The sequence below is a fragment of the Kitasatospora sp. CB01950 genome (assembly GCF_001905465.1).
Lineage (GTDB): Bacteria > Actinomycetota > Actinomycetes > Streptomycetales > Streptomycetaceae > Kitasatospora.
Window position 1 is genome coordinate 230054 of sequence record NZ_LISX01000007.1, and the last position, 19505, is coordinate 249558.

The 19505-nt window shown below is 73.2% G+C and carries 19 protein-coding genes; 13 read left to right on the top strand and 6 right to left on the bottom strand.

From position 1 onward, the window contains the following. Positions 1 to 56: 56 nt before the first annotated feature. Entirely contained in the window at positions 57 to 821 is a 765-nt protein-coding gene (locus tag AMK19_RS19695) for an HNH endonuclease family protein (protein WP_073813463.1), read from the bottom strand. Between the two features lie 164 nt (positions 822 to 985). Between AMK19_RS19695 and AMK19_RS19700 the strand changes: the two genes are divergently transcribed. From AMK19_RS19700 to AMK19_RS19720, 5 genes are all read left to right on the top strand, one after another. Further along, entirely contained in the window at positions 986 to 1576 is a 591-nt protein-coding gene (locus tag AMK19_RS19700) for a nucleotidyltransferase family protein (protein ID WP_073813465.1), read from the top strand. 138 nt (positions 1577 to 1714) lie between these two features. After that, positions 1715 to 2542 (top strand): hypothetical protein, encoded by an 828-nt coding sequence (locus tag AMK19_RS35320; RefSeq protein WP_073813467.1) that lies wholly within the window; start codon positions 1715 to 1717, stop codon positions 2540 to 2542. Between the two features lie 195 nt (positions 2543 to 2737). Beyond that, positions 2738 to 3517 carry a hypothetical protein gene (locus AMK19_RS19710; RefSeq protein WP_073813469.1) on the top strand — a complete coding sequence of 260 codons (780 nt, stop codon included), beginning with the start codon at positions 2738 to 2740 and terminating at the stop codon, positions 3515 to 3517. 95 nt (positions 3518 to 3612) lie between these two features. After that, the gene (locus tag AMK19_RS19715; protein WP_073813471.1) at positions 3613 to 4419 is read left to right on the top strand and encodes a (2Fe-2S)-binding protein; all 807 of its coding nucleotides are present in this window, start codon (positions 3613 to 3615) and stop codon (positions 4417 to 4419) included. 135 nt (positions 4420 to 4554) lie between these two features. Beyond that, a complete protein-coding gene (locus AMK19_RS19720) occupies positions 4555 to 5553 on the top strand; it encodes a DUF2637 domain-containing protein (RefSeq protein WP_073813473.1) in 999 nt (332 codons plus the stop codon). 33 nt (positions 5554 to 5586) lie between these two features. Here the strand turns inward: AMK19_RS19720 and AMK19_RS19725 are convergent, their stop codons facing one another. From AMK19_RS19725 to AMK19_RS19735, 3 genes are all read right to left on the bottom strand, one after another. Continuing rightward, on the bottom strand, positions 5587 to 7779 hold the full coding sequence (locus AMK19_RS19725) for a SpoIIE family protein phosphatase (RefSeq protein ID WP_158071929.1): 2193 nt from the start codon (positions 7777 to 7779) through the stop codon (positions 5587 to 5589). Between the two features lie 249 nt (positions 7780 to 8028). Further along, on the bottom strand, positions 8029 to 8430 hold the full coding sequence (locus tag AMK19_RS36585) for an ATP-binding protein (RefSeq protein ID WP_241844488.1): 402 nt from the start codon (positions 8428 to 8430) through the stop codon (positions 8029 to 8031). A 439-nt stretch (positions 8431 to 8869) separates the two neighbouring features. Beyond that, on the bottom strand, positions 8870 to 9400 hold the full coding sequence (locus tag AMK19_RS19735) for an RICIN domain-containing protein (RefSeq protein WP_073813477.1): 531 nt from the start codon (positions 9398 to 9400) through the stop codon (positions 8870 to 8872). Positions 9401 to 9682: 282 nt separating this feature from the next. On the opposite strand from AMK19_RS19735, the gene AMK19_RS19740 reads away from it, so the two are divergent. The 4 genes from AMK19_RS19740 to AMK19_RS19755 all read left to right on the top strand — a co-directional run bounded on the left by AMK19_RS19740 (position 9683) and on the right by AMK19_RS19755 (position 14266). Then, entirely contained in the window at positions 9683 to 10393 is a 711-nt protein-coding gene (locus AMK19_RS19740; protein ID WP_073813479.1) for an urease subunit gamma, read from the top strand. Between the two features lie 28 nt (positions 10394 to 10421). Next, positions 10422 to 12143, top strand: a complete 1722-nt coding sequence (locus AMK19_RS19745) for an urease subunit alpha (protein ID WP_073813481.1) — start codon at positions 10422 to 10424, stop codon at positions 12141 to 12143. 31 nt (positions 12144 to 12174) lie between these two features. Next, positions 12175 to 13218, top strand: a complete 1044-nt coding sequence (locus AMK19_RS19750) for an agmatine deiminase family protein (RefSeq protein ID WP_073813483.1) — start codon at positions 12175 to 12177, stop codon at positions 13216 to 13218. A 451-nt stretch (positions 13219 to 13669) separates the two neighbouring features. Then, entirely contained in the window at positions 13670 to 14266 is a 597-nt protein-coding gene (locus tag AMK19_RS19755) for a hypothetical protein (protein WP_073813485.1), read from the top strand. Between the two features lie 121 nt (positions 14267 to 14387). Here AMK19_RS19755 and AMK19_RS19760 read toward each other — a convergent pair whose 3' ends face one another. Beyond that, positions 14388 to 15050, bottom strand: a complete 663-nt coding sequence (locus AMK19_RS19760) for a DUF11 domain-containing protein (RefSeq protein ID WP_073813487.1) — start codon at positions 15048 to 15050, stop codon at positions 14388 to 14390. Positions 15051 to 15252: 202 nt separating this feature from the next. Between AMK19_RS19760 and AMK19_RS19765 the strand changes: the two genes are divergently transcribed. From AMK19_RS19765 to AMK19_RS19775, 3 genes are all read left to right on the top strand, one after another. Then, positions 15253 to 16158: a spherulation-specific family 4 protein gene (locus tag AMK19_RS19765; protein WP_073813489.1), complete on the top strand. Its 906-nt coding sequence runs from the start codon at positions 15253 to 15255 to the stop codon at positions 16156 to 16158. Between the two features lie 68 nt (positions 16159 to 16226). Beyond that, positions 16227 to 16424, top strand: coding sequence for a hypothetical protein (locus AMK19_RS19770; protein WP_073813491.1), 198 nt, complete (start codon positions 16227 to 16229; stop codon positions 16422 to 16424). 70 nt (positions 16425 to 16494) lie between these two features. Next, positions 16495 to 17109 carry a TetR/AcrR family transcriptional regulator gene (locus AMK19_RS19775; RefSeq protein ID WP_073813493.1) on the top strand — a complete coding sequence of 205 codons (615 nt, stop codon included), beginning with the start codon at positions 16495 to 16497 and terminating at the stop codon, positions 17107 to 17109. 15 nt (positions 17110 to 17124) lie between these two features. Here the strand turns inward: AMK19_RS19775 and AMK19_RS19780 are convergent, their stop codons facing one another. Then, positions 17125 to 18669: a protein phosphatase 2C domain-containing protein gene (locus AMK19_RS19780; RefSeq protein WP_073813495.1), complete on the bottom strand. Its 1545-nt coding sequence runs from the start codon at positions 18667 to 18669 to the stop codon at positions 17125 to 17127. A gap of 213 nt (positions 18670 to 18882) precedes the next feature. Here AMK19_RS19780 and AMK19_RS35330 point away from each other — a divergent pair, with 213 nt between their 5' ends. Beyond that, positions 18883 to 19407, top strand: a complete 525-nt coding sequence (locus tag AMK19_RS35330) for a hypothetical protein (protein ID WP_143200298.1) — start codon at positions 18883 to 18885, stop codon at positions 19405 to 19407. Positions 19408 to 19505 lie beyond the last annotated feature (98 nt).

A 19505-nucleotide genomic window follows, 5' to 3' on the forward strand; every position in this document is an offset into this window, starting at 1 on the left:
GGCCTCGGGTCATTCAGTGGACGCGACGATCGACGCAGCGATCGACTCGGCGGTGCTCAGCCGCCGCACAGCGACAGCATGGTCTTCTTGTCCGCAGGCGTCACCGGCAGCTGGTACTTCAGCGAGACCTGCGCCCAGCGGATCGCGTACGAGCAGTGCACCTCGGTGTTGGCGGGCAGCCAACTGGCGGGGCCGGAGTCGCCCTTGGAGGCGTTCTGCGAGCCGTCCGCCGGGATCAGGTTCAGCGGGTCGTTGGCGATCTGCACGCGCTTGCCCTTCTCCCACTGGGAGGCGCCCTGCTGCCAGTCGTAGGACAGCGGCATCACGTGGTCGATCTGTATCTTCGACGCCTGCTGCTTGCTCCAGTCCACGGTCTTGCCGGTGTACGGGTCCCAGATCGTCATGCCGGTGACGACGCACTGCGAGCCGTCCTTGTGCTCCAGCTTCTGCCCGTCCCGGGCCAGCATGTCGTCGCGGGTGCTGCAGCTGTTGTGGCCCATCGGGACGCCGTCCACGTTGTCCGTCCAGGCCGGGCCGAACTGGTCGCGGTCGTAGCCGGTCCTCGGGCCGGCGTCGGCGGTCTTCACCTTGGCGATCAGGTCCCGTCCGGCCTTGCGGTCCGCCTCGCTGCTGACGGGTGCCAGGCCGGGCTTGGTGCCGTCCGGGTTCTCCAGCGGGCTGGTGCCCTTGGCGGCCGTCTGGGGCTGGGACTTGGAGCTGCTGCCGCTCGACGGCTTCTTCCCTGTGTCGGTGGTGCACCCGGCGAGTGCGAGCGATCCGAGCAGCAGGGTGGCGACTATGGCGGTACGGCGGGATCGCACGGTATTCCTCTGTGGGTGGGCGACTCTGACGGCCCACCAGAAGACCAGCCGGTCAAACCCCGGTCAAGGCGGCCACGCCGCAGCATGACACACCTCACAATCCGGGCAAAACCACGACCGGTACGAACCACCCGCACGCCCGCCCCGCCGGGCAGACTGGCGGCATGAGCGAACTGCGGGTGCCGGCCCTGGTGTTGGCGGCGGGCGGCGGGTCCCGGCTGGGCGGACGGCCGAAGGCGCTGCTGCCGTACCGGGGCCGTCCGCTGCTGGAACACGCGCTGGCGGCGGCCCGGGACGGCGGCTGTGACGGAACGGTGGCGGTCCTGGGCGCAGCGGCGGCGGAGGTCCGCGAGCGCGTCGACACCGGCGACTGCGTGCTGGTCGACAACCCGGACTGGCGCACGGGGTTGTCCTCCTCGCTGCGGACGGGCCTGGCCGCCCTGCCCGAGGGCGCGAGCGCCGTGCTGGTGCTGCTGGTGGACACGCCGGGCGTCACGGCGGAGGCGGTGCGCCGACTGCTAGCCGTGCACGCCGGGCGCACGGATCTCGCGGCGTGCGCCTATGCCGGCCGCCGGGCGCATCCGGTGCTGATCGGCGCCGCGCACTTCCCCGAGCTGCTGGCCACCTCCACCGGCGACGCGGGCGCGCGCGTCCTGCTGGCCAACCGTCCGGTGACGCCGGTGGACTGCACCGGCGTGGCCGTCCCCGACGACCTGGACACCCCGGCGGACCTGGCCCGTTGGGGCATTCACTGACGGACCGTCAGACTTCCCGCACCTTTTCCCCGCCTCAACTGCACTGGAGGATTACCTCATTCCGCACCGACCCGGGGCCCGATCCGCGAGGATGGACGGGATCGTTGCCAGCCCGACCGAAACGGACGGTGACCGCCCATGCCGCTGCCCGAGGACGCCGCAGACCCGGCCCGGTTCTCCCCGGGGTCGCCGTCGGGGGCCAGCGAACTGCGCTGCCCGGCCTGCCGTCGTGAGCACCGTTACGAGCCACCGAGCCTGCCCTGCCCGTGCGGCGCACAGCTGCGGGTGCCGCTGCTGCGCGGCGGGGTGCCGGTGCAGGTGCGGTTCCGCTCCTGGGAGGACTCCTGGGTGAGCATGCGCTGCCCGCACTGCGGACGCAACGACCAGTGGCCGCAGCCGGAGTTCACCTGCGACTGCGGGGCGACGGTGCGAATGCCGGTGGACCGGGCGCCGAAGTTGCAGAGCGCGGGCCCACGGACCACCCGTCCGGCGGAGGCGGCGCGTCCGTACACCACGGCGGTGCCGCCGCTCGCCCCGCCGGAGCCGGCCGCGGGCCCGGGTCCGGCCCGGGCGCTGCGTCCGCCGTTCCGTCCGCGGCCGGTGCGCACCCCGCAGGACGCGGTGCTGACGGCGGCCCGCTACTTGCAGTGGCTGGGCTTCGAGGACCTGGAGCTGACGTCCGGCCAGGAGCGCGACTCGACCACCCTGTTGGGCGGCCGGATGGTGGCCCGGGTGGACACCTGGTCGGAGCCGGCGGACGTCAAGGCGGTGGAGTGCCTGTGGTTGGAGACGCTGCACGGCGAGCAGGTCGCGGCGGCGATGTTCACCGTGTCCGGCTACTCCCGGCAGGCCACGGTGCGCGGTGAACAACTGCTGGTCGCGCTGTTCACATTGGACGCGGCAGGCATCCCGCAGCCCTCGAACGGCGCCGCCGAGGCGCTGATGGAGACCGGCTGGACGTCCTGACGCGTCGCCACTCCCACGTCACCCGGAAGCATGCATTCCGGATCTCCTCGCGCTCGTGATCTGGTGCACAAGCTCCGGCGCGTGTTGAATTGCCGCCACGACGCGGGCCCTTGGGGGTTGGGGAGGGTCCGCCGGTCACTGCATGGCGCGCACAAGGAGGTGGCGTTGTCGGTGCACGGGACTGCCCCGGGGGGCATGGCGGACGTCGTCTGGCGGCTTCGGTCGCGGGGCTGCTGGCAGGAGGCTGCGGACCTGCTCCGCCCGCAGGCCGGCCGGGATCCGACGGCGGCGCTGCAACGGGCCGAACTGCTGATCGAGCAGTGCCTGTTCACCGCGGACCACTGGGAGCGTGCGGAGGACGCCCTGCGCCAGGCGGAGGCTTCGGTCGCGGGCAGCGAGCACCGTGCCGCCGCCTCCTGCGCCCGCGGCTACCTGGCGTACGTGGCCAGCGTGCTGAGCCGCCGGGACCGATTGGACGAGGCGCAGGCCGCGCTGGGCCGCACCTCGGCGCTGCTGCCGCCGAAGGCGCCGGGCCGGCCGTTGCTGGACTTCCGCCGGGGGCTGGTCGCGGAGAACCTGCTGCACGACCTGGCGGCGGCGCAGAGCGCGTACGCCAGGGCGCACGAGGGGGCCCGGGAGCGTGGCGACGACCTGCTGCGCTCCTCGACCTGGTGCCACCTGGCGGGGTTGGCGCTGGTGGCGGGCGACCAGGAGCGGGCCCGGGAGGGTTTCGGGGCGGCGCTGAGGCTGCGCGAGCAGCTCGGCTACACGGTGGGGGTGGCGCCCGCGCTGGCCTCCCTGGCGGAGGTGTCGGAGCCGGGCGAGGCGGTGCGGCTGCGCGCCGAGGCGTCCCGGTTGGTGCAGGCGCTCGGCGGGGTCCCGGTGTGGCTGGCGCGGCGGCTGGCCCGGCTCCCGGCACAGTCGGCAGCACCGGACGGCGGCACCGCGCACGACCCGCGGCACGGCATCAGCTAAGGTGAGCCTTACCTGTCCGGGTTGAGCAGTGACCCGGACAGGTTCACCGTGCCACACCCGGGCCCCGCCCCCGGGGTACCACCCAGGGAGCCCGCGTGACCGCGCACCAGGTCGAGCAGTGCCCCCCGCCGAGCACCACCGACTCCTCTCCCTGCCAAGCGAGTTGGCGACGCCTGACCGAGGTCTTCGGGGATCTCCGGATCCACCCCGCCGCCCCCCGCACCGACCCCGGCTGGACCCTCGCGGCGGCCCTCGCCACCGACCCGGCCGCCCTCGACGCCACCATCGCCTTCGACGAACGCCTCGGCCTGGAGCTGTACGGCGCTCCCAGCCGCCCGGACGTCACCGCCGGTTTCAGCCTGCACCGCTACGCCTGGCCGGTCGCCCTCGCCTTCACCCTGCCGTGGTTCCTGGAGCGCCGCGTCCCGGCCCTCCCGGTCGACCGGATCTCGATCAACCGCACCACCGGCGAACTGACCGCCCGCCCGACCGCCTTCCACTGCCTCCCGGACGACCCGGCCGCCGGCCGCCCGGACGCCCTGGTCGTCCCGGACCGCCCGGCGCTCGACGCCGCCCTGCGCACCGCGCTCGCCGACCATCTCGCGCCGGTGCTCGACGCTTTCCGCCCCCGCGTGCGACGCGGCCCGCGCACCCTCTGGGCGCTCGTCACCGACGACGTGGTCGACGGCCTCTGGTACCTCTCCACCCTGCTCGACGAGGAGCCCCGAGCAGTCGCCGAGCTGACCGCCCTACTGCCGGGCGACGCCTCGTCCGCGCCGTTCGTGGGCACCCCGGGCTTCCGTCGGGAGGGCGGTCACCGCACCAGGACCAGGGTCAGCTGCTGCCTGTTCTACACGGTCCGACCGGCCGAGCCGTGCTTCAGCTGCCCGCGCAGCAAATAGATCTGACAATCCGTTGATCTAATTCCGGAATTCCCCCCAAATAATGTATTGCGCGCGATCCGGTCATGTTTTCCCGCATTTCTCCGCCATGATGGTCCCCCCATCAAGACGCGGAAAGCGAGGCTGGATCAGGTCATGAGACTGTCGGACATACCGCTGGGCTGGGTCGTCGCCGGCGCGGCCGCCCTGGTGGTCGCCGTCGCCCTGCTGGCCTTCGCCCGCAGCCGCTCGGCCGCAGCCACCAAAACCGGCGGTTCGGACTCCTCCTGGGAACGCGCCGAGGAACGCCGCCGCCGCACCGAATCCCTCTACGGCGGCGCCTCCTACCTTCTGTTGTTCTGCTGCGCCGCGGTCGCCGCCGCGCTCTCCTTCCACGGGCTGGTGGGCTTCGGCATCCAGAACCTCGGCCTCTCCGGCGGCTGGGAGTACCTCGTCCCGTTCGGCCTGGACGGAGCCGCGATGTTCTGCTCCGTCCTCGCCGTCCGCGAGGCCAGCCACGGCGACGCCGCACTCGGCTCCCGCCTGCTGGTCTGGCTGTTCGCGGCGGCCTCCGCCTGGTTCAACTGGGTGCACGCCCCCCGCGGCTTCGGCCACGACGGCGCGCCGCAGTTCTTCGCCGGCATGTCGCTCTCGGCCGCGGTCCTCTTCGACCGCGCCCTCAAGCAGACCCGGGTCGCCGCCCTCCGCGAACAGGGACTCGTCCCACGGCCCCTGCCGCAGATCCGCGTGGTCCGCTGGCTGCGCGCCCCCCGCGAGACCTACGCCGCGTGGTCGCTGATGCTCCTCGAAGGCGTCCGCACCCTCGACGAGGCCGTCGAGGAGGTCCGCGACGACAAGCGCACCGCGGCGGAGAACCGAGAACGCCGCAGGATGGCCTCCCGCCGTGAACGCGCCGAGATCCGCGCCATCGGCCGCCAGCCCGGCCACGGCTGGCGCACCCGCCACACCACCCGCCAACTCGAACCCGCCCCCGCCAACTCGAACCCGACGGAGCCCGCCATAGCCCCTGCCGGCCTCCCCGCCACCCCCGCCCAGCGCAGCATCGAACTCGCCCCGGAGGACCCCGCCGCGGCCCTCCCGCGACTCGACTCCCTGGAACAGAAACTCAAGGACCTGGAACAGCAGTACGGGTAACGGCGAGAGCCCCGTCAGGGGCTCCCCGACCGCTCAACTGCTCACTTCGAACCACATCCGCTTCCCCGACCCCCGGGGCTCCACCCCCCACGCGTCCGCGAGCGCCTCGACGAGCATCAACCCGCGCCCGGAGGACGCCTGTTCGCCGGGCGTGCGGCGGGTGGGCCAGAGGTCGGACTCGTCCTCGACCTCGACGCGCAGCCGTGCCCGCCCGCTCTCCTGGTAGAGCCGCGCCGTGAACATCGCGTCCCGGTCGGTGTGCCGAATCGCGTTGGTGACGAGCTCCGACGACAACAGCTCGGCGGTGTCGATGAGTTCGGGCACGCCCCAGCGCCGCAGCGCGTCCCGGAGTTCGGCGCGGAGTTCCGAGATCCGCGCCAGGTCGGCCTGCCCGATCCGGCGCCGCAGCTGCTGGGCCGCCCGCCCGCCCGCCGGCCCGTCCCAACGAAGCAGCAGCAGCGCGATGTCGTCCTCGCGTTCGCTCGTGTCCGCCGCCTGCGAGGCGATCCGGTCCGCGAGGTCCTCCAGCGGCTCCCGCGGAGACTCCGAGACGGCGGCCAGCGGTTCGGAGACGGTCTCGCAGAGCCGCCCGACCCCGGTGTCGAGGTCCATGTCCCGCGCCTCGACCAGGCCGTCGGTGAAGAGCAGCACGGTCTCCCCGGGGTCCAGGCTGAACCGCGTCACCCGGTACTCCTCGTCGGGCGCGACGCCGAGCGGCAGCCCGCCCGCCACCGGAACGGGATGCGCGGTGCCGTCGGCACGCCGGACCACCGGGTCCAGGTGCCCGGCCCGCACCGCGTAGACGACGCCGTAGTCGACGTTGACCTCCGCGTAGGTGCAGGTCGCGAAGTGGTCGGTGTCGAGGTCCGCGAGGAAGCGCGACGCCCGGGCCATCACGGCGGCCGGCGGGTGCCCCTCCGCCGCGTAGGCGCGCAGCGCGATGCGGAGTTGGCCCATGATGCCGGCGGCGTGCACGTCGTGGCCCTGGACGTCGCCGATGACCAGGCCGACGTGTCCGCCGGGCAGCGGGACGACGTCGTACCAGTCGCCGCCGATCTGCAGGCCGGAGCCGGCCGCGAGGTAGCGGACGGCGGTGGTGACGCCGGGGACGGCGGGGACGGTGCGGGGGAGCATGACGCGCTGCAGGCCGGCGGCGAGTTCGTGCTCGGCGTCGTGCAGGCGGGCCCGGGCCAGGGACTGGGCGACGAGTCCGCCGAGGGTGGAGAGCAGGGTGCGTTCGTCGGCGTCGAGTTCGCGGTCGTCGTCGAAGGAGACCACGCAGACGCCGGTGGGCCGACCGCTGGCGACGAGCGGGAGGAACGCCCAGGAGGAGCGGCCGCTGTTCTCGGCCCAGTCCCAGGCGTCGGGGTAGCGCTCGCGGTACTCCGCGCGGCTGGAGACGAAGATCGGGGCGCGCTGCCGGACCGCTTCGGCGGCGGGGTGGCTGGGCGAGAGCGGGATCCGGTCGAACCGGTCGCTGAGGGCGGCGCGGTAGCCGCTGGAGCCGAGCAGGGCGATCCGGCCGCCTTCGAGCGAGGCGAGGGCGAGTCCGTCGGGGCCGAGGCCGGGCAGCGGGAGTTCGGTGAAGACCCGGGCGACGTCGCGGACGGTGACGGCTTCGGAGAGGGCGCGGGCGGCTTCCTTGATGAACCGGGAGCGTTCCTCGCGCAGCACGGCGAGTTCGTCGGCGCGTTCGCGTTTGTGGAGTTCGACGGTGGCGTCCCAGACGAAGCCGACCATCCGGGAGGGGCGGCCGAAGGCGTCGGCGAGGACCCGGCCGCGGAAGCGCACGGCGTGCAGTTCGCCGTCGGGGAAGACGGTGCGGTAGTAGGCGCCGCACTGGCCGAGCTCGGCGACGGCGCGTTCGACGCGGCGGCGCACGACGGGCGCGTCCTCGGGGTGCAGCAGCGCGAGGAACGCGCCGGAGGTGCGGTCGAAGGGCTGTCCGGCCAGGCCGAGGATGGCGCAGGCCCGCCGGTCGCCGACCAGGGAGTCGCGGCGGATGTCCCAGTCGAAGGAGCCGATGCCGTTGGCGGCCATCGCCGGTTCGAGCCACTCTGGGGTGGAATCCCCCGTGCGGGTGGGCAGACCGCGGGCGGTGGACGGCACGACGCGGCCTGCTGCGGTGCGCAGCGGCTTCGCGGGGGTGCTGTTCCGGGTGGCCTGGGTGGCCTGGGCGGGCGGGGTGCGGCGGGCGGGCCCAGGCGCCTCGGGCTCGGTGGCCATGCTTCTCCTGCCGGTGCCTTGCCTGGCGGCCGCTGGATTTCCGTGTCCCCTGCTGGGCCGGCCGGACCGCGATGGTTGTGCGTGCCTACTGGCACACATTCTCACTAGCCTGTCGTATGTTCGGCAAAGCGGCAATGGCGGTGACCCGGACGGTACTGATCGCACACGATCCCGCCGCGAGTCCTCACCCGGACGGCCCCGACGGGTGGCGGTCCGGAATTCGCGCCCCCGGTTGTGGGGGCGGTCGGCTCAGAGCGCGGACAGCTCGAACCAGGTGACTTTTCCGTCGCCGCGCAGCTGCACTCCCCAGTCGTCGGCGAGGGCCTCCACCAGCAGCAGTCCGCGCCCGGAGGTGGCGTCCTCGTCGGGGTGGCGGCGGCCGGGCAGCCGGCTGGTGCGGTCGTGGACCTCGACCCGCAGGCGCTGTTCGGCGGTGAGCTGGGCGTCGAACTCGGCGCCCTTGCCGGTGTGCACGAGCGCGTTGGTGACCAGTTCGGAGGTGAGCAGCTCGGCGGTGTCGGCAAGTTCCGGCACACCCCAGTGGTCGAGCGCGGCCCGCAGCCGGCGTCGGACGGCTCCGACGGCGGGCAGGTCGGCGGCCTCCAGGGAGGCGTGCACCCGGCGATGCAGGGCGCACTCGGGCTGCTGCACCGGCGCCGCGCCGTGCGACTGCGGCTGCGGCTGCGGCTGCGGCTGTGGCGGTGGCTGCGCGGGCCCCGGTGGCTTCGACTGCGCCTGCGCGGGTGCCGGACCCTGCGGCTTCGCCTGTGACTGAATGTGTGCGGTCCCCTGCTGGTCGAGCTGCTCCCGGCGCGAGGCCGAGCGCTGCCGCGGGAACCTTGCCTGACCGTCCATCAACCTCGTAAGCCCCCGCCCTCGTCACCGGACGGCCGCTCCGGTCCCCCACCGGTCCGGCGGCCACTTCTGGTCATCCTCATGCCCACTCGGCGGCGTTTGCAACAGCGATCCGGCCCTACGCCCGTGGTGAACGGTGCGCAAGGGCGTGCGCGGGCACACGGACGAGCCGGGGCGCGCCCGCCCCGACCGGGGCCCCGGCGAAAGCTTTCTCCAGGGCCCCGGCTGCGCGGTGTCAGACGATCTGCCAGCCCTGGTTGGCGCCGTTGGTGCAGTCCCACAGCCGGGCGGGCGCGCCGTTGTCGGTGCGCCAGTCGGCGATCTCCAGGCACTTGCCGACCGCGGCCGGCCAGTACGCGGCGTCGGCCTGGAGCTTGTTGGTGCGGTCGAGCCAGATCTGGTTGCCGCCCCAGTTGCAGGGCCACTGGTTGGCGGTGGCGCCGTTGGAGGCGTTGAGGCCGCCGATCTCCAGGCACTGCTGGCTGTTGACGTTGCGGTAGTAGCGGATGCCGTGGTCGCCGACGTCGCCGATCTCTTCCCACAGCTGGTTGGCGCCGCCGGTGCAGTCCCACTGGCGGGCGGGCGCGCCGTTGTCCTTGCGCCAGTCGGCGATCTCCAGGCACTTGCCGCTGTTCTTGTTGATGAACCGGACGTAGGTGCCGAGGCTGGTCGGCTGGGCGGCGGAGGCCGGGGCGACGGCGCCCAGCGCGAGAGTGGTGACGCCGGCCAGGACGGCCAGCGAGCGGGCGGCGGTGCGAAGGCGCATGTGGATCCCCCAGAGGGTGCGTGCGGTCGTTGACGGTGAGTCAGCTCGTCCCCGGCGTGATCCTCGCACGGTCCGATCACCACATCCACCCCTTGCATGCCATTTCCACACACGATCCCCTCGGCTCCCGCACGCCTCCCCCGTGCGCCTGCGGGGTGTCCCGGGCCCGGGGCCGGAGGCTGGACATGTCGGGCAGCCGCGGGTTCAATGGGGCCCACGCGTTTGAACGTCGTTCTAAACTCTCCATCGACCACCCCGTCCACCCTCGACGAGCGAGGCACCGTGCGACTGACTCCCACCGAACGGGACCGGCTGCTGATCTTCACCGCGGCCGAGTTGGCCCGCGCCCGACGGGCGCGCGGCGTGCGACTGAACGTGCCGGAGGCGACGGCGCTGATCGCCGACACCGTCTGCGAGGCGGCCCGCGACGGCCGCCGGCTGGCCGAGGCGATCGAGGCCGGCCGCACCGTGCTGAGCGCCGACGACGTGCTGCCGGGCGTGCCGGACGTGGTGACGGTGGTCCAGGTGGAGGCGGTGTTCGAGGACGGGACGCGGCTCGCCGTGGTCAACGACCCGTTCCGCGGCGCGGGTTCGCTGGGCGAGGGCGCCCCGGGCGCGGCGCTGCCGGGCTCCGGCGCGGGCTACGACCCGGTGGAGGAGGCGCTGCTGCTACCGGTGCACAACACCGCCTCGGTGCCGATCTCGGTGACCTCGCACTTCCACTTCTTCGAGTCCAACCCGCGCCTGGCCTTCGACCGCTCGGCCGCGTACGGGATGCACCTGGCGGTGCCGGCCGGCTCCTCGGTGCGCTTCGACCCGGGCGCCACCGTCGAGGTCGGCCTGGTGCCGATCGGCGGCGGGCGGGTCACGATCGGCTTCGCCGGCCTGGTGGACGGTCCGCTGGACGCGCCGGGCGCGAAGGACGCGGCGCTGGCGAAGGCCCGGGCCACGGGCTACCTGACCGAGTTCGACGACGCGCAGCCCGAGCAGTGACCGCCACCCGCACCAGGAAGGACCAGGCATGAGTTCCATCACCCCGCACGACTACATCTCGGTGCACGGCCCGCGGGCCGGCGACCGGGTCCGGCTCGGCGACTCGGGGCTGATCGTCCGGGTCGAGTCGGACTCGCAGGCCCCGGGCGACGAGTTCCTCGCCGGGTTCGGCAAGACCGCCCGGGACGGGCTGCACCTGAAGCCGGCCGCGGTCCGCGACACCTGCGACGTGGTGATCTCCAACGTGCTGGTGATCGACGCGGTGCAGGGCATCCGGAAGACCTCGATCGGCATCCGGGCGGGCCGGATCACCGCGATCGGCCGGGCGGGCAACCCGGACACCCTGGACGGCGTCGAGGTGGTGGTCGGCACCGGCACCACGATCGTCTCCGGCGAGGGCCTGATCGCCACGGCCGGCGCCATCGACACCCACGTCCACCTGCTGTCGCCGCGCATCATGGAGGCCTCGCTGGCGTCCGGTGTGACGACGATCATCGGGCAGGAGTTCGGCCCGGTCTGGGGCGTCGGCGTCAACTCGCCGTGGGCGCTGCGGCACGCGTTCAACTCCTTCGACGCCTGGCCGGTCAACATCGGCTTCCTGGGCCGCGGTTCGTCCTCCGACCCGGCGCCGCTGATCGAGGCGCTGGCCGAGGGCGGCGCGTCCGGCTTCAAGGTGCACGAGGACATGGGCGCGCACACCCGGGCGCTGGACACCGCGCTGCGGGTCGCCGAGGAGTACGACGTCCAAGTGGCCCTGCACACCGACGGGTTGAACGAGTGCCTGTCGGTGGAGGACACCCTCGCGGTGCTGGAGGGCCGCACCATCCACGCCTTCCACATCGAGGGGTGCGGCGGCGGCCACGTGCCGAACGTGCTGAAGATGGCCGGCGTGCCGAACGTGATCGGCTCCTCCACCAACCCGACCCTGCCGTTCGGCCGGGACGCGCTGGGCGAGCACTACGACATGATCGTCTCCGCGCACGACCTCAAGCCGGACCTGCCGGGCGACGCGGCGATGGCCCGCGACCGGATCCGGGCCGGCACGATGGGCGCCGAGGACGTGCTGCACGACCTCGGGGTCATCGGCATCACCTCCTCCGACGCCCAGGGCATGGGCCGGGCCGGCGAGACCGTGCGCCGCACCTTCGCGATGGCCGGCAAGATGAAGGCCGAACTCGGCCCGCTGGACGGCACCGGCTCGTACGGCACCGCCGAGGGCGGCGACGACAACGAGCGGGTGCTCCGCTACATCGCCAAGCTGACCGTCAACCCGGCCATCGCGCACGGGCTTTCGCACGAGGTCGGCTCGATCGAGGTCGACAAGCTGGCCGACATCGTGCTCTGGCGGCCCGACCACTTCGGCGCCAAGCCGCAGCTGGTGCTGAAGGCCGGCTTCCCCGCGTACGGCGTGGTCGGCGACCCGAACGCCTCCACCGACCGGTGCGAACCCCTGGTGCTGGGGCCGCAGTTCGGCGCGCACGGTGCGACCGCCGCGGACATCTCGGTGGCGTTCGTCGCCCAAGCAGCCGCCGACGGCTCCTACTTGGACGTCGCGGGTGACCAACTGCCCACCCGCAGGCGGCGTGTGGGCGTGCGCGGAACCCGCGGCATCGGCCCGCGCTCGATGCTGCGCAACGGCCGGATCGGCCAGGTCGACGTCTCGGCGACCGGCCTGGTCTCGCTGGACGGCGAGCCGCTGCGCTCCGCGCCCGCCGACTCGGTCTCCCTCAGCCGCCTGTACTTCCTGTGAACTCCCCTCACTCGTTTAGGACTTGCACCCCATGACCTCCCCGACTCCCGCCTCGCTCGGCTTCCGGATGCCCGCCGAATGGCACCCGCACGAGCGCACCTGGATGGCGTTCCCGACCGCCAACCCGACCTTCGACGGCGCCGAGCAGCTGGACGCGGCCCGCCGCGCCTGGGCCGAGGTCGCCAACACGATCGTCCGCCACGAGCCGGTCACCCTGGTGGTCAACACCGGCGAGACCGACGCCGCCCGCCCCTACCTCTCCCCCGAGGTGGAGATCGTCGAGCGGCCGCTGGACGACGCCTGGATGCGCGACATCGGCCCGTCCTTCCTGATCGACGACAAGGGCGAACTGGCCGCCGCCGACTGGGTGTTCAACGGTTGGGGCGCCCAGTCCTGGGCCCGCTGGGACAACGACCGGCACATCGCCGAGCACGTCACCGAGCTGGCCGGCGTGCGGCGCTTCGCCTCCCGCCTGATCAACGAGGGCGGCGGCATCCACGTCGACGGCGAGGGCACCGTCCTGGTCACCGACACCGTGCAGCTCGGCGAGGGCCGCAACGCCGACTGGACCCGCGAGCAGGTCGAGGCCGAGCTGCACGCGCACCTCGGCACCACCAAGGCGATCTGGCTGCCGCGCGGACTGACCCGCGACTACGACGAGTTCGGCACCCGCGGGCACATCGACATCGTCGCCGCCTTCGTCCGCCCCGGCACCGTCGTCATCCACTCCCAGCCCGACCCGGCGCACCCCGACCACGCGGTCTGCCAGGAGCTCGCCGACATCCTCCGCGCCGCCACCGACGCCCGCGGCCGCACCCTGGAGGTCATCGAACTCCCGGCCCCCACCGTCCTGTTCGACGAAGACGGCGAGCCCGTCGACTACTCCTACATCAACCACTACGTCGCCAACGGCGCCGTCGTCCTGTGCGCCTTCGACGACCCGCGCGACCAGCAGGCCAAGGCCATCCTGGAGAAGGCCTACCCGGGCCGCACCGTCGAACTGGTCGACGCCCGCGAAATCTTCGCCAACGGCGGCGGCATCCACTGCATCACCCAGCAGCAGCCGAAGGCCTGACGTTCCACCAGGCTGTCTGCACTGACCTGCATGAATGACATTTCGGACATGACAGTTCCTGGCAGTTGCCGGCGGATCCCGGCGGCAACTCTCCGAGATCACCTCCCGGGCTCTCCCGCTTGATCAAGGAACTGTGTCAAGGCTGGGCCGTGGTGCAATTGGGCGCACCCGTTGCGGCCCGGCCTCGACAACCCAGGGCGGAGGGTCCTGCCTCCTCCCCCCTCTCCACCATGTCCCACACGTGCAGTCGGCGGCACCCTGGGCGGTGTCGCGGCCGGTGCCGCGGACGCAGCGGTGGTCCACGGCTGTCCTCTCTGGCGGAGGTGGGCGACGGCTATGGATCCAGCATCGTCAGAACCAGCCGTGATCAAAACGCATCGACTACCTGTGCCGGGTATACGGCACCAGACCCGACCGCCTTGGCTACGGCCACGACCACAGCGGAGTCTCCATGTCCCACCTCGAACAGGCCGGGCTGAGCGACATCTACCCGCGCACCGACGACGATTCGAAGGCTGATCTGATCGGCCGGATAAGGTCGGCCCGGGAGCGGATCGACATGTTCGGCCTCACCCGGAACTTCTACGGCAGCGACGAGATGCTGCCGCTGTTCGTCTCCGCAAGCCAGCGGGCGCCGGTGCGGATCTACATCATGGATCCGTACTGCGACAGCCGCCGCGACCGATACCGGCTGGAGCCTGCCGAGGCGGCGATGGAGGACCCGGGCCGGTACGAGCGCGAGGTGTTGCGGCCCCTGGCCGACGCCGTTGCCTCTGCTGGTACCGACCTGCGGATTTATCTGTACGACTTTCCGTGCAGCTTCGCGATGGAGCGGATCGACGACTCGGTTCGAGTGATGCTCTACGGTCACGGCAGGCGCGGCACGGACGGGCCCATCCTGACGTTCGATCGCGGCGCTGAAGGGCAGACCACTCCGTACTGGGACTACTTCGTTGGCCAGTTGGACTGGGTTCAGCGACTGGGCGATGCCGAGGCGACTCCGGAGCCGTGGCGGTCGAAGGGCGTCTCGGTCCGTCGTTACGGCTGACTCGGGCACGACGAACCGCCCCGCCCGACCTCCGGAGAGGTGAACGGGGCAGTGGTCAGTGCTGAGCGGCGTGGTCGGGTCTCTGCGGAGGGTCCGCCCCACGGTTGTCTGCGGCGGTCGGTCAGTGGCGGCGCCGGGTGACGACCTGGACGCCGCTGCCCGGGGACCAGCCGGTGGGCAGCGGGCCGTTCCAGGTCAGCCGCACCCCGTCCGGCCAGCGCCCGGTGGGCAGGCCGAGCACGTCGTTGGCCGGGTCTCCGGCGCCCTCCTCGAAGGCGATGCGGCGGTTGCCGGAGCCGTCGAACGGGGTGCCGGGGGTGAAGGTCAGCCAGGTCGGGTCGCCGTTCAGCCGGTACTGGAAGGTGAGTTGGATGCCGGGCGGGTTCCATGCGTCGAGCTGGACGGTCTGCGGGGTCTCCCCGTCGACCGTCAGCTGCGCCGTGTTGGACGCCGAAGTGCCGTCCGCCGTCGTCCAGTTGGGGAAGCGCCTGACGACGGTGACGGCGGCCGTGGTGCCCGGGCCGAGGTCGGGCAGCGTCGAGTTGGCCACGTCCACCGTGGTGGGGTCGGGCGACCAGCCGACGAACTCCAGCGACGGGGGCAGTAGGTCGGTGATCCTGCCGTTGACGCACTCCTGGACCGAGCAGGTGAACTGCAGGGTGAAGGTGACGTTCTCCCCCGGCGCCGCGGTGGGCTTGTCGACGGTCCTGGTGAACGAGATCGCGGCGTGCGCCGGTGGGGCGAGAGCGCCGCTGCCGAGCAACGAGCCGGCCAGCAGTGCCAAGTGCGAATCGAAATGACACTATTTCACCCGAACGGCGCAGCGAATCCGCCCGCTCGGCCGACACTCCGTCACCGACCGTTCGTCCGGTCGCCGGTGCACCCTCACGGACGATCTCCGATATTCGGCCTTCGGACGCCCGTCGGCGGTTAGCATGCCCGTGCGGCGTCAGGGGGACGCCCGCCCAGCATTGGGGGAACCACGCATGCGCATCCGCGCGAACGGACTCACCGCCCTGCTCCTCGGCTCGCTGCTCGCCGTCGGCGCCACCGCCGCACCGCAGGCCGTCGCCACCACCACGCCGACCACCGCCGAGAGCCGCGGCCTGGAGATCGGCATCCCGGCGTACGTCGCCCCGGACAACCAGATGATGCTCGACGTCCAGGCCGCGCAGCCCGCGGCGTCGATCGTCATCCTCAACCCGAACAGCGGCCTCGACCCGTTCGGCCCCGCCTGGCAGGCCCGCGCCGACGCGCTGCGCGCCCGCACCACCGCCACCGGCGAGCACACCAAGGTGATCGGCTACGTGCACACCGCGTGGGCCACCCGCGACAAGGCCGAGATCCTCAAGGACGTCCGCAACTACCTGGTCACCCCGGACGGCAAGCTGCACGTCGACGGCATCTTCTTCGACACCAGCAGCCGCAACTGCGGGGCCAACAACGTCGAGCGCGACTTCTACCTCGACCTGCGCCAGCAGGTCCAGGCGATCGTCCACTCCATCGACCCGGCCGCGCAGGAACTCGTGGTGAACAACCCCGGCACCGCCGTCCAGGACTGCTTCCTGGAGCCCGGCAAGCGCACCGCCGACACCTTCGTCACCTTCGAAGGCACCTACGACAACTACATCAACCACTATCTCGGCGGGAACGTCTTCAACCTGACCGTCGGCTACTACCCCGGCGCGGGCTTCGACCCCGACGGCACCTCCTACTGGCACCTGATCCACGCCACCCCCGACGCGGCCGCCATGAAGACCGCCCTCGGCAGCGCGTTCACCCGCGGCGCCGGCTACGCGTACGCCACCAACGACGTCGAGGACAACCCCTGGGACACCACTCCCGCCTGGGGCTTCAGCGCGCAGACCTCCTACGCCGCCACCCTCGGCTGACACCGGCCCTCCTGCGGGCCCGCCCCTGCGAAGGGGCGGGCCCCGCCGCGACGCGATGTCATGGAGCCATGACACCTCCGCCGGACCCGCCGAATCCGCCGTCCCCGCCGCCGCTCACGCTCGACCGGCTCACCGACGAACTGCTGCGCCTCGCCCCCGGCCTCGACCGCGAACAGGCCGCCGCCGTCCTCCGCAAGGCCTACCGGGCCGGCCTCGCCCACGGCCGCCGGGAACACGCCGAAGGACTCGAACACGGCGGCTGGTGACCCCGCCCGCACCCCCGCCCCGCCCCGTACGGGAAACTGGATGCCGGACAGCCAGCAACGAGGAGAGCGGATGGCCCCGCCACGCACCCGCCGCCCGGCCCGCCCGCGGGAGGAGGTGTACGCGGCCGCCCGCGCCGCCATCGCCGAACACGGCCTCGCCCGCCTCACCATGGCCGGCCTCGGCCAGCAGCTCGGAATGAGCGCCGGCCACCTGCTCTACTACTTCGGCAGCAAGGACCAGCTCCTGCTGGAGACCCTCCGCTGGAGCGAGGCCCAGCTCGGCGAGCGCCGCACCCGCGAACTCGCCCGCCACGACCTGCCGGTCCTCGAACGGCTCGCCCGCTACATCGACCTCTACCTCCCCGAGGGCCCCGGCGACCCCCGGTGGATCCTGTGGATCGAGGTCTGGAGCCGCTCCCCCGGCACCGCGGACCTCCGGCAGGGCCAGCTCGACATCGAGACCCCCTGGCAGAACGACCTCACCGCCCTCATCACCGAGGGCGTCACCACCGGCGTGCTCACCCCCACCGCGCCCGCCGCCACCCGCGCCGCCCAACTGCGCGCGCTCCTCGACGGCCTGGCGATCCCGCTCGCCATCGGACTCCCGGCCGCCACCCGGCCGGCCGCCACCGCCCAGGCCGCCTCCGCCGCCCACGCCCTGTTCGGCGTCCCGCCGGCGCCGTAGCCGCGGGCCGGCCGGCTACTCCGTCCAGACGGCCGCCGCGGTGCGGTCGTCGGCGTAGCCCTTGGCGCGGACCTGGATCTGGCGGAGGAAGTCGACGGTGCCCGGCGGGTGCGGGTGGGCCCAGTGGCTGGACAGGAAGTGCGCGACGGCCGGCTCCTCCGCGATCGGGGCGGCCAGGCCCGGGGTGCAGAGCAGCAGGATGTCGCCGGAGGTGGCCGGCACCAGGCGGAACCGGAACGGGCGCGGCGCCGGGAGGGCCGCCGGGGGCAACGGGGGCTGGCCGTCCGGATGGTGGAGCAGCCGGGCCGCGTACGCGTCGATCCAGTGGCCCGAGCGCAGCAGGTACAGGCCGCCCGGGCCGGTGCCGAACGCCGCCCGGTGGGTGGCCGCCGGGTCCGTGGACATCAGCAGGCAGTGCAGCGACCCGGCGTCCTCCGACGGCGGCGGCAGCTCCTCGTCCGCGCCCGCGGTCTCGCCGCGCAGCCGGGCCGCCGCCTGGACGGCGATCCGCTGCAGGCCGTACCGCAGCCGGTCGCGGGCCCCCGCCCGCAGGTCGGCGGCGAGTTCGGCGCGGCTGCGCCCGATCGCGGCGGCCAGCTGCCGGGCCGCGTCCGTCGCCGCCGCGGAACCCCACACGGCGTCGGCCTGGCGTGCCGGGCCCGCGAGCACCGTCAGCACCAGCCCGTCCTCGGCGTCCCCGAAGCGGACGGTGAGCAGCGCGTCGCGGCGCGGCTCGCCCCGGTAGCGGGCGGAGTCCCCGCGGATCGACACGGCCCGCAGCGTCGTCCCCGCGAACTGGGTGCCGTCGATCGCCGTGTCCGGCACCACGGCGGCCAGCCCGGCCGGGTCCGTGACCGGCAGCGCGGTCGGCTCGGCGGCGTACGTCGGCGGCCGCTCCCCGACATGCGGCACCGCCGGCACCTCGGGCTCCCGCCACGGCGCACCGCGCTGCGAGGGCGGCGCGGCCGCGACCCGGGGCTCGGCGACGGTGGCGGGCTCGGGCGCGACGGGCTCCGGCTCCCACGTCTCTGCCGCCGCCTCCGCGGCGGGCGCGGGAGCGGCGTCGGGCTGCTGTTCGGGCTCCTGCGCGGACTCGGGCCCGGGTTCGTACTCGGGCTCCGCCACCGGCGCTTCGGGCTTCTGCCACGAGACGCCCGGCTCTGCCTCAACTCGCGTCACCGCACCGCCCGTTGGCGCAGGGGAGGCCGTCGGCTGCGCGTCCTCCGCAGGCTGGAGCTTCGGCCACGCAGCCTCGGCCCAGCTGCGCTGTGGCGGCACGAACGCGGCCGTCCCGCTCTCGGTCGCCCCGCTCTCAGGCGAGTCGCTCTCCGCCGAGCGGCTCTCGGCCGGCGGCGGTGTGACCTCGGTCGCCCCGCTCTCGGACGGCGGCGGTGCGCTCTCGCCGAAGAGGCCGGCGGCGGCGGTGAACCAGTCGTCCACGGAGGTGGTGTCGGGGACGGCGTCGGGAGTGTCGGGGAGGGTTCCGGCGGGGCCCGCGTAGACGGTGTGCCACCAGGCGTCGTCGGGTCGGGTCTGCCTGGGTGCGCCCTGCTCGTTCAACTGACGGCTCCTGATTGCTCCGTGGAAATGCCGGTTGTCACGTCATTCTTCCGAAGGTCGACGACGCTGTCCGGGAATCGGAACATCGCACCGACGCCGGGGGGAGGTTCCGGCCACTGCCGGTCCGAATGAGCTGCGTCGGGCGCTCCGCGACGGAAATTCACAGTCCAAGGGGGGCATCGCTTCACCCGATCGGCTGATTAATATGTGCGCATGACCGCGCCAGGGCTTCGCACTCGACCCCGGGAAGGAACCGCCTACGCGGCGCTCCGCCCGGCGGCGGTGCTGTGGTCCGTGCTGCTGGCCGCTCTACTGGCGCTTCTGCCGTGCGCGGCGAACGCCCGCACCGCAGGCTCCGCGCCCGCCGGGGCCGCCACGTCCGCCGGGGCCGTCACGTCCGTGCAGGCGGTGTCGACCGTCGTTCCGGCGGCGGCCGCCGTCCTCGCGGACCGGGCCACGGCAGCAGCCGGTCATCAGCACTCCCTCGCGCCGGACGACTCCGGCGTGCGCATCCTGTGCACTGCGGACGGCCCGAACCGGGTTCCCGGCCACGGCTGTTCCAGTCACTCCTTCTGCGGCCCGGAGTCGCAGCTCCCGAACGCGCCCCCGCAGCCCGGCGCGGTCGTCCTGCCGCAGTTGGTGGCTCCTCCCGCATCGCCCGCCGCCCCGGCGGTCGATGTCCGACCGGCGCCGCACCACGCGCCCGACCTGCACGCACTCCAGGTTCACCGGTCCTGAGCGGAACCCACCGCCGACCCGTTCCCCGTTCCCGGGGCGGTCGGCGGCTCCGCCGCCCCCACCCCACCGCAGACCGCCGTGCGCCGCACGGCGGGGAC

Coding starts and splice junctions, on each gene's coding strand:
- AMK19_RS19700 (WP_073813465.1), top strand. CDS start 986: ATGAGCGAACTGCGGGTGCCGGCCCTGGTGTTGGCGGCGGGCGGCGGG.
- AMK19_RS35320 (WP_073813467.1), top strand. CDS start 1,715: ATGCCGCTGCCCGAGGACGCCGCAGACCCGGCCCGGTTCTCCCCGGGG.
- AMK19_RS19710 (WP_073813469.1), top strand. CDS start 2,738: ATGGCGGACGTCGTCTGGCGGCTTCGGTCGCGGGGCTGCTGGCAGGAG.
- AMK19_RS19720 (WP_073813473.1), top strand. CDS start 4,555: ATGAGACTGTCGGACATACCGCTGGGCTGGGTCGTCGCCGGCGCGGCC.
- AMK19_RS19725 (WP_158071929.1), bottom strand. CDS start 7,779: ATGGCCACCGAGCCCGAGGCGCCTGGGCCCGCCCGCCGCACCCCGCCC.
- AMK19_RS19735 (WP_073813477.1), bottom strand. CDS start 9,400: ATGCGCCTTCGCACCGCCGCCCGCTCGCTGGCCGTCCTGGCCGGCGTC.
- AMK19_RS19745 (WP_073813481.1), top strand. CDS start 10,422: ATGAGTTCCATCACCCCGCACGACTACATCTCGGTGCACGGCCCGCGG.
- AMK19_RS19750 (WP_073813483.1), top strand. CDS start 12,175: ATGACCTCCCCGACTCCCGCCTCGCTCGGCTTCCGGATGCCCGCCGAA.
- AMK19_RS19755 (WP_073813485.1), top strand. CDS start 13,670: ATGTCCCACCTCGAACAGGCCGGGCTGAGCGACATCTACCCGCGCACC.
- AMK19_RS19765 (WP_073813489.1), top strand. CDS start 15,253: ATGCGCATCCGCGCGAACGGACTCACCGCCCTGCTCCTCGGCTCGCTG.
- AMK19_RS19770 (WP_073813491.1), top strand. CDS start 16,227: ATGACACCTCCGCCGGACCCGCCGAATCCGCCGTCCCCGCCGCCGCTC.
- AMK19_RS19775 (WP_073813493.1), top strand. CDS start 16,495: ATGGCCCCGCCACGCACCCGCCGCCCGGCCCGCCCGCGGGAGGAGGTG.
- AMK19_RS35330 (WP_143200298.1), top strand. CDS start 18,883: ATGACCGCGCCAGGGCTTCGCACTCGACCCCGGGAAGGAACCGCCTAC.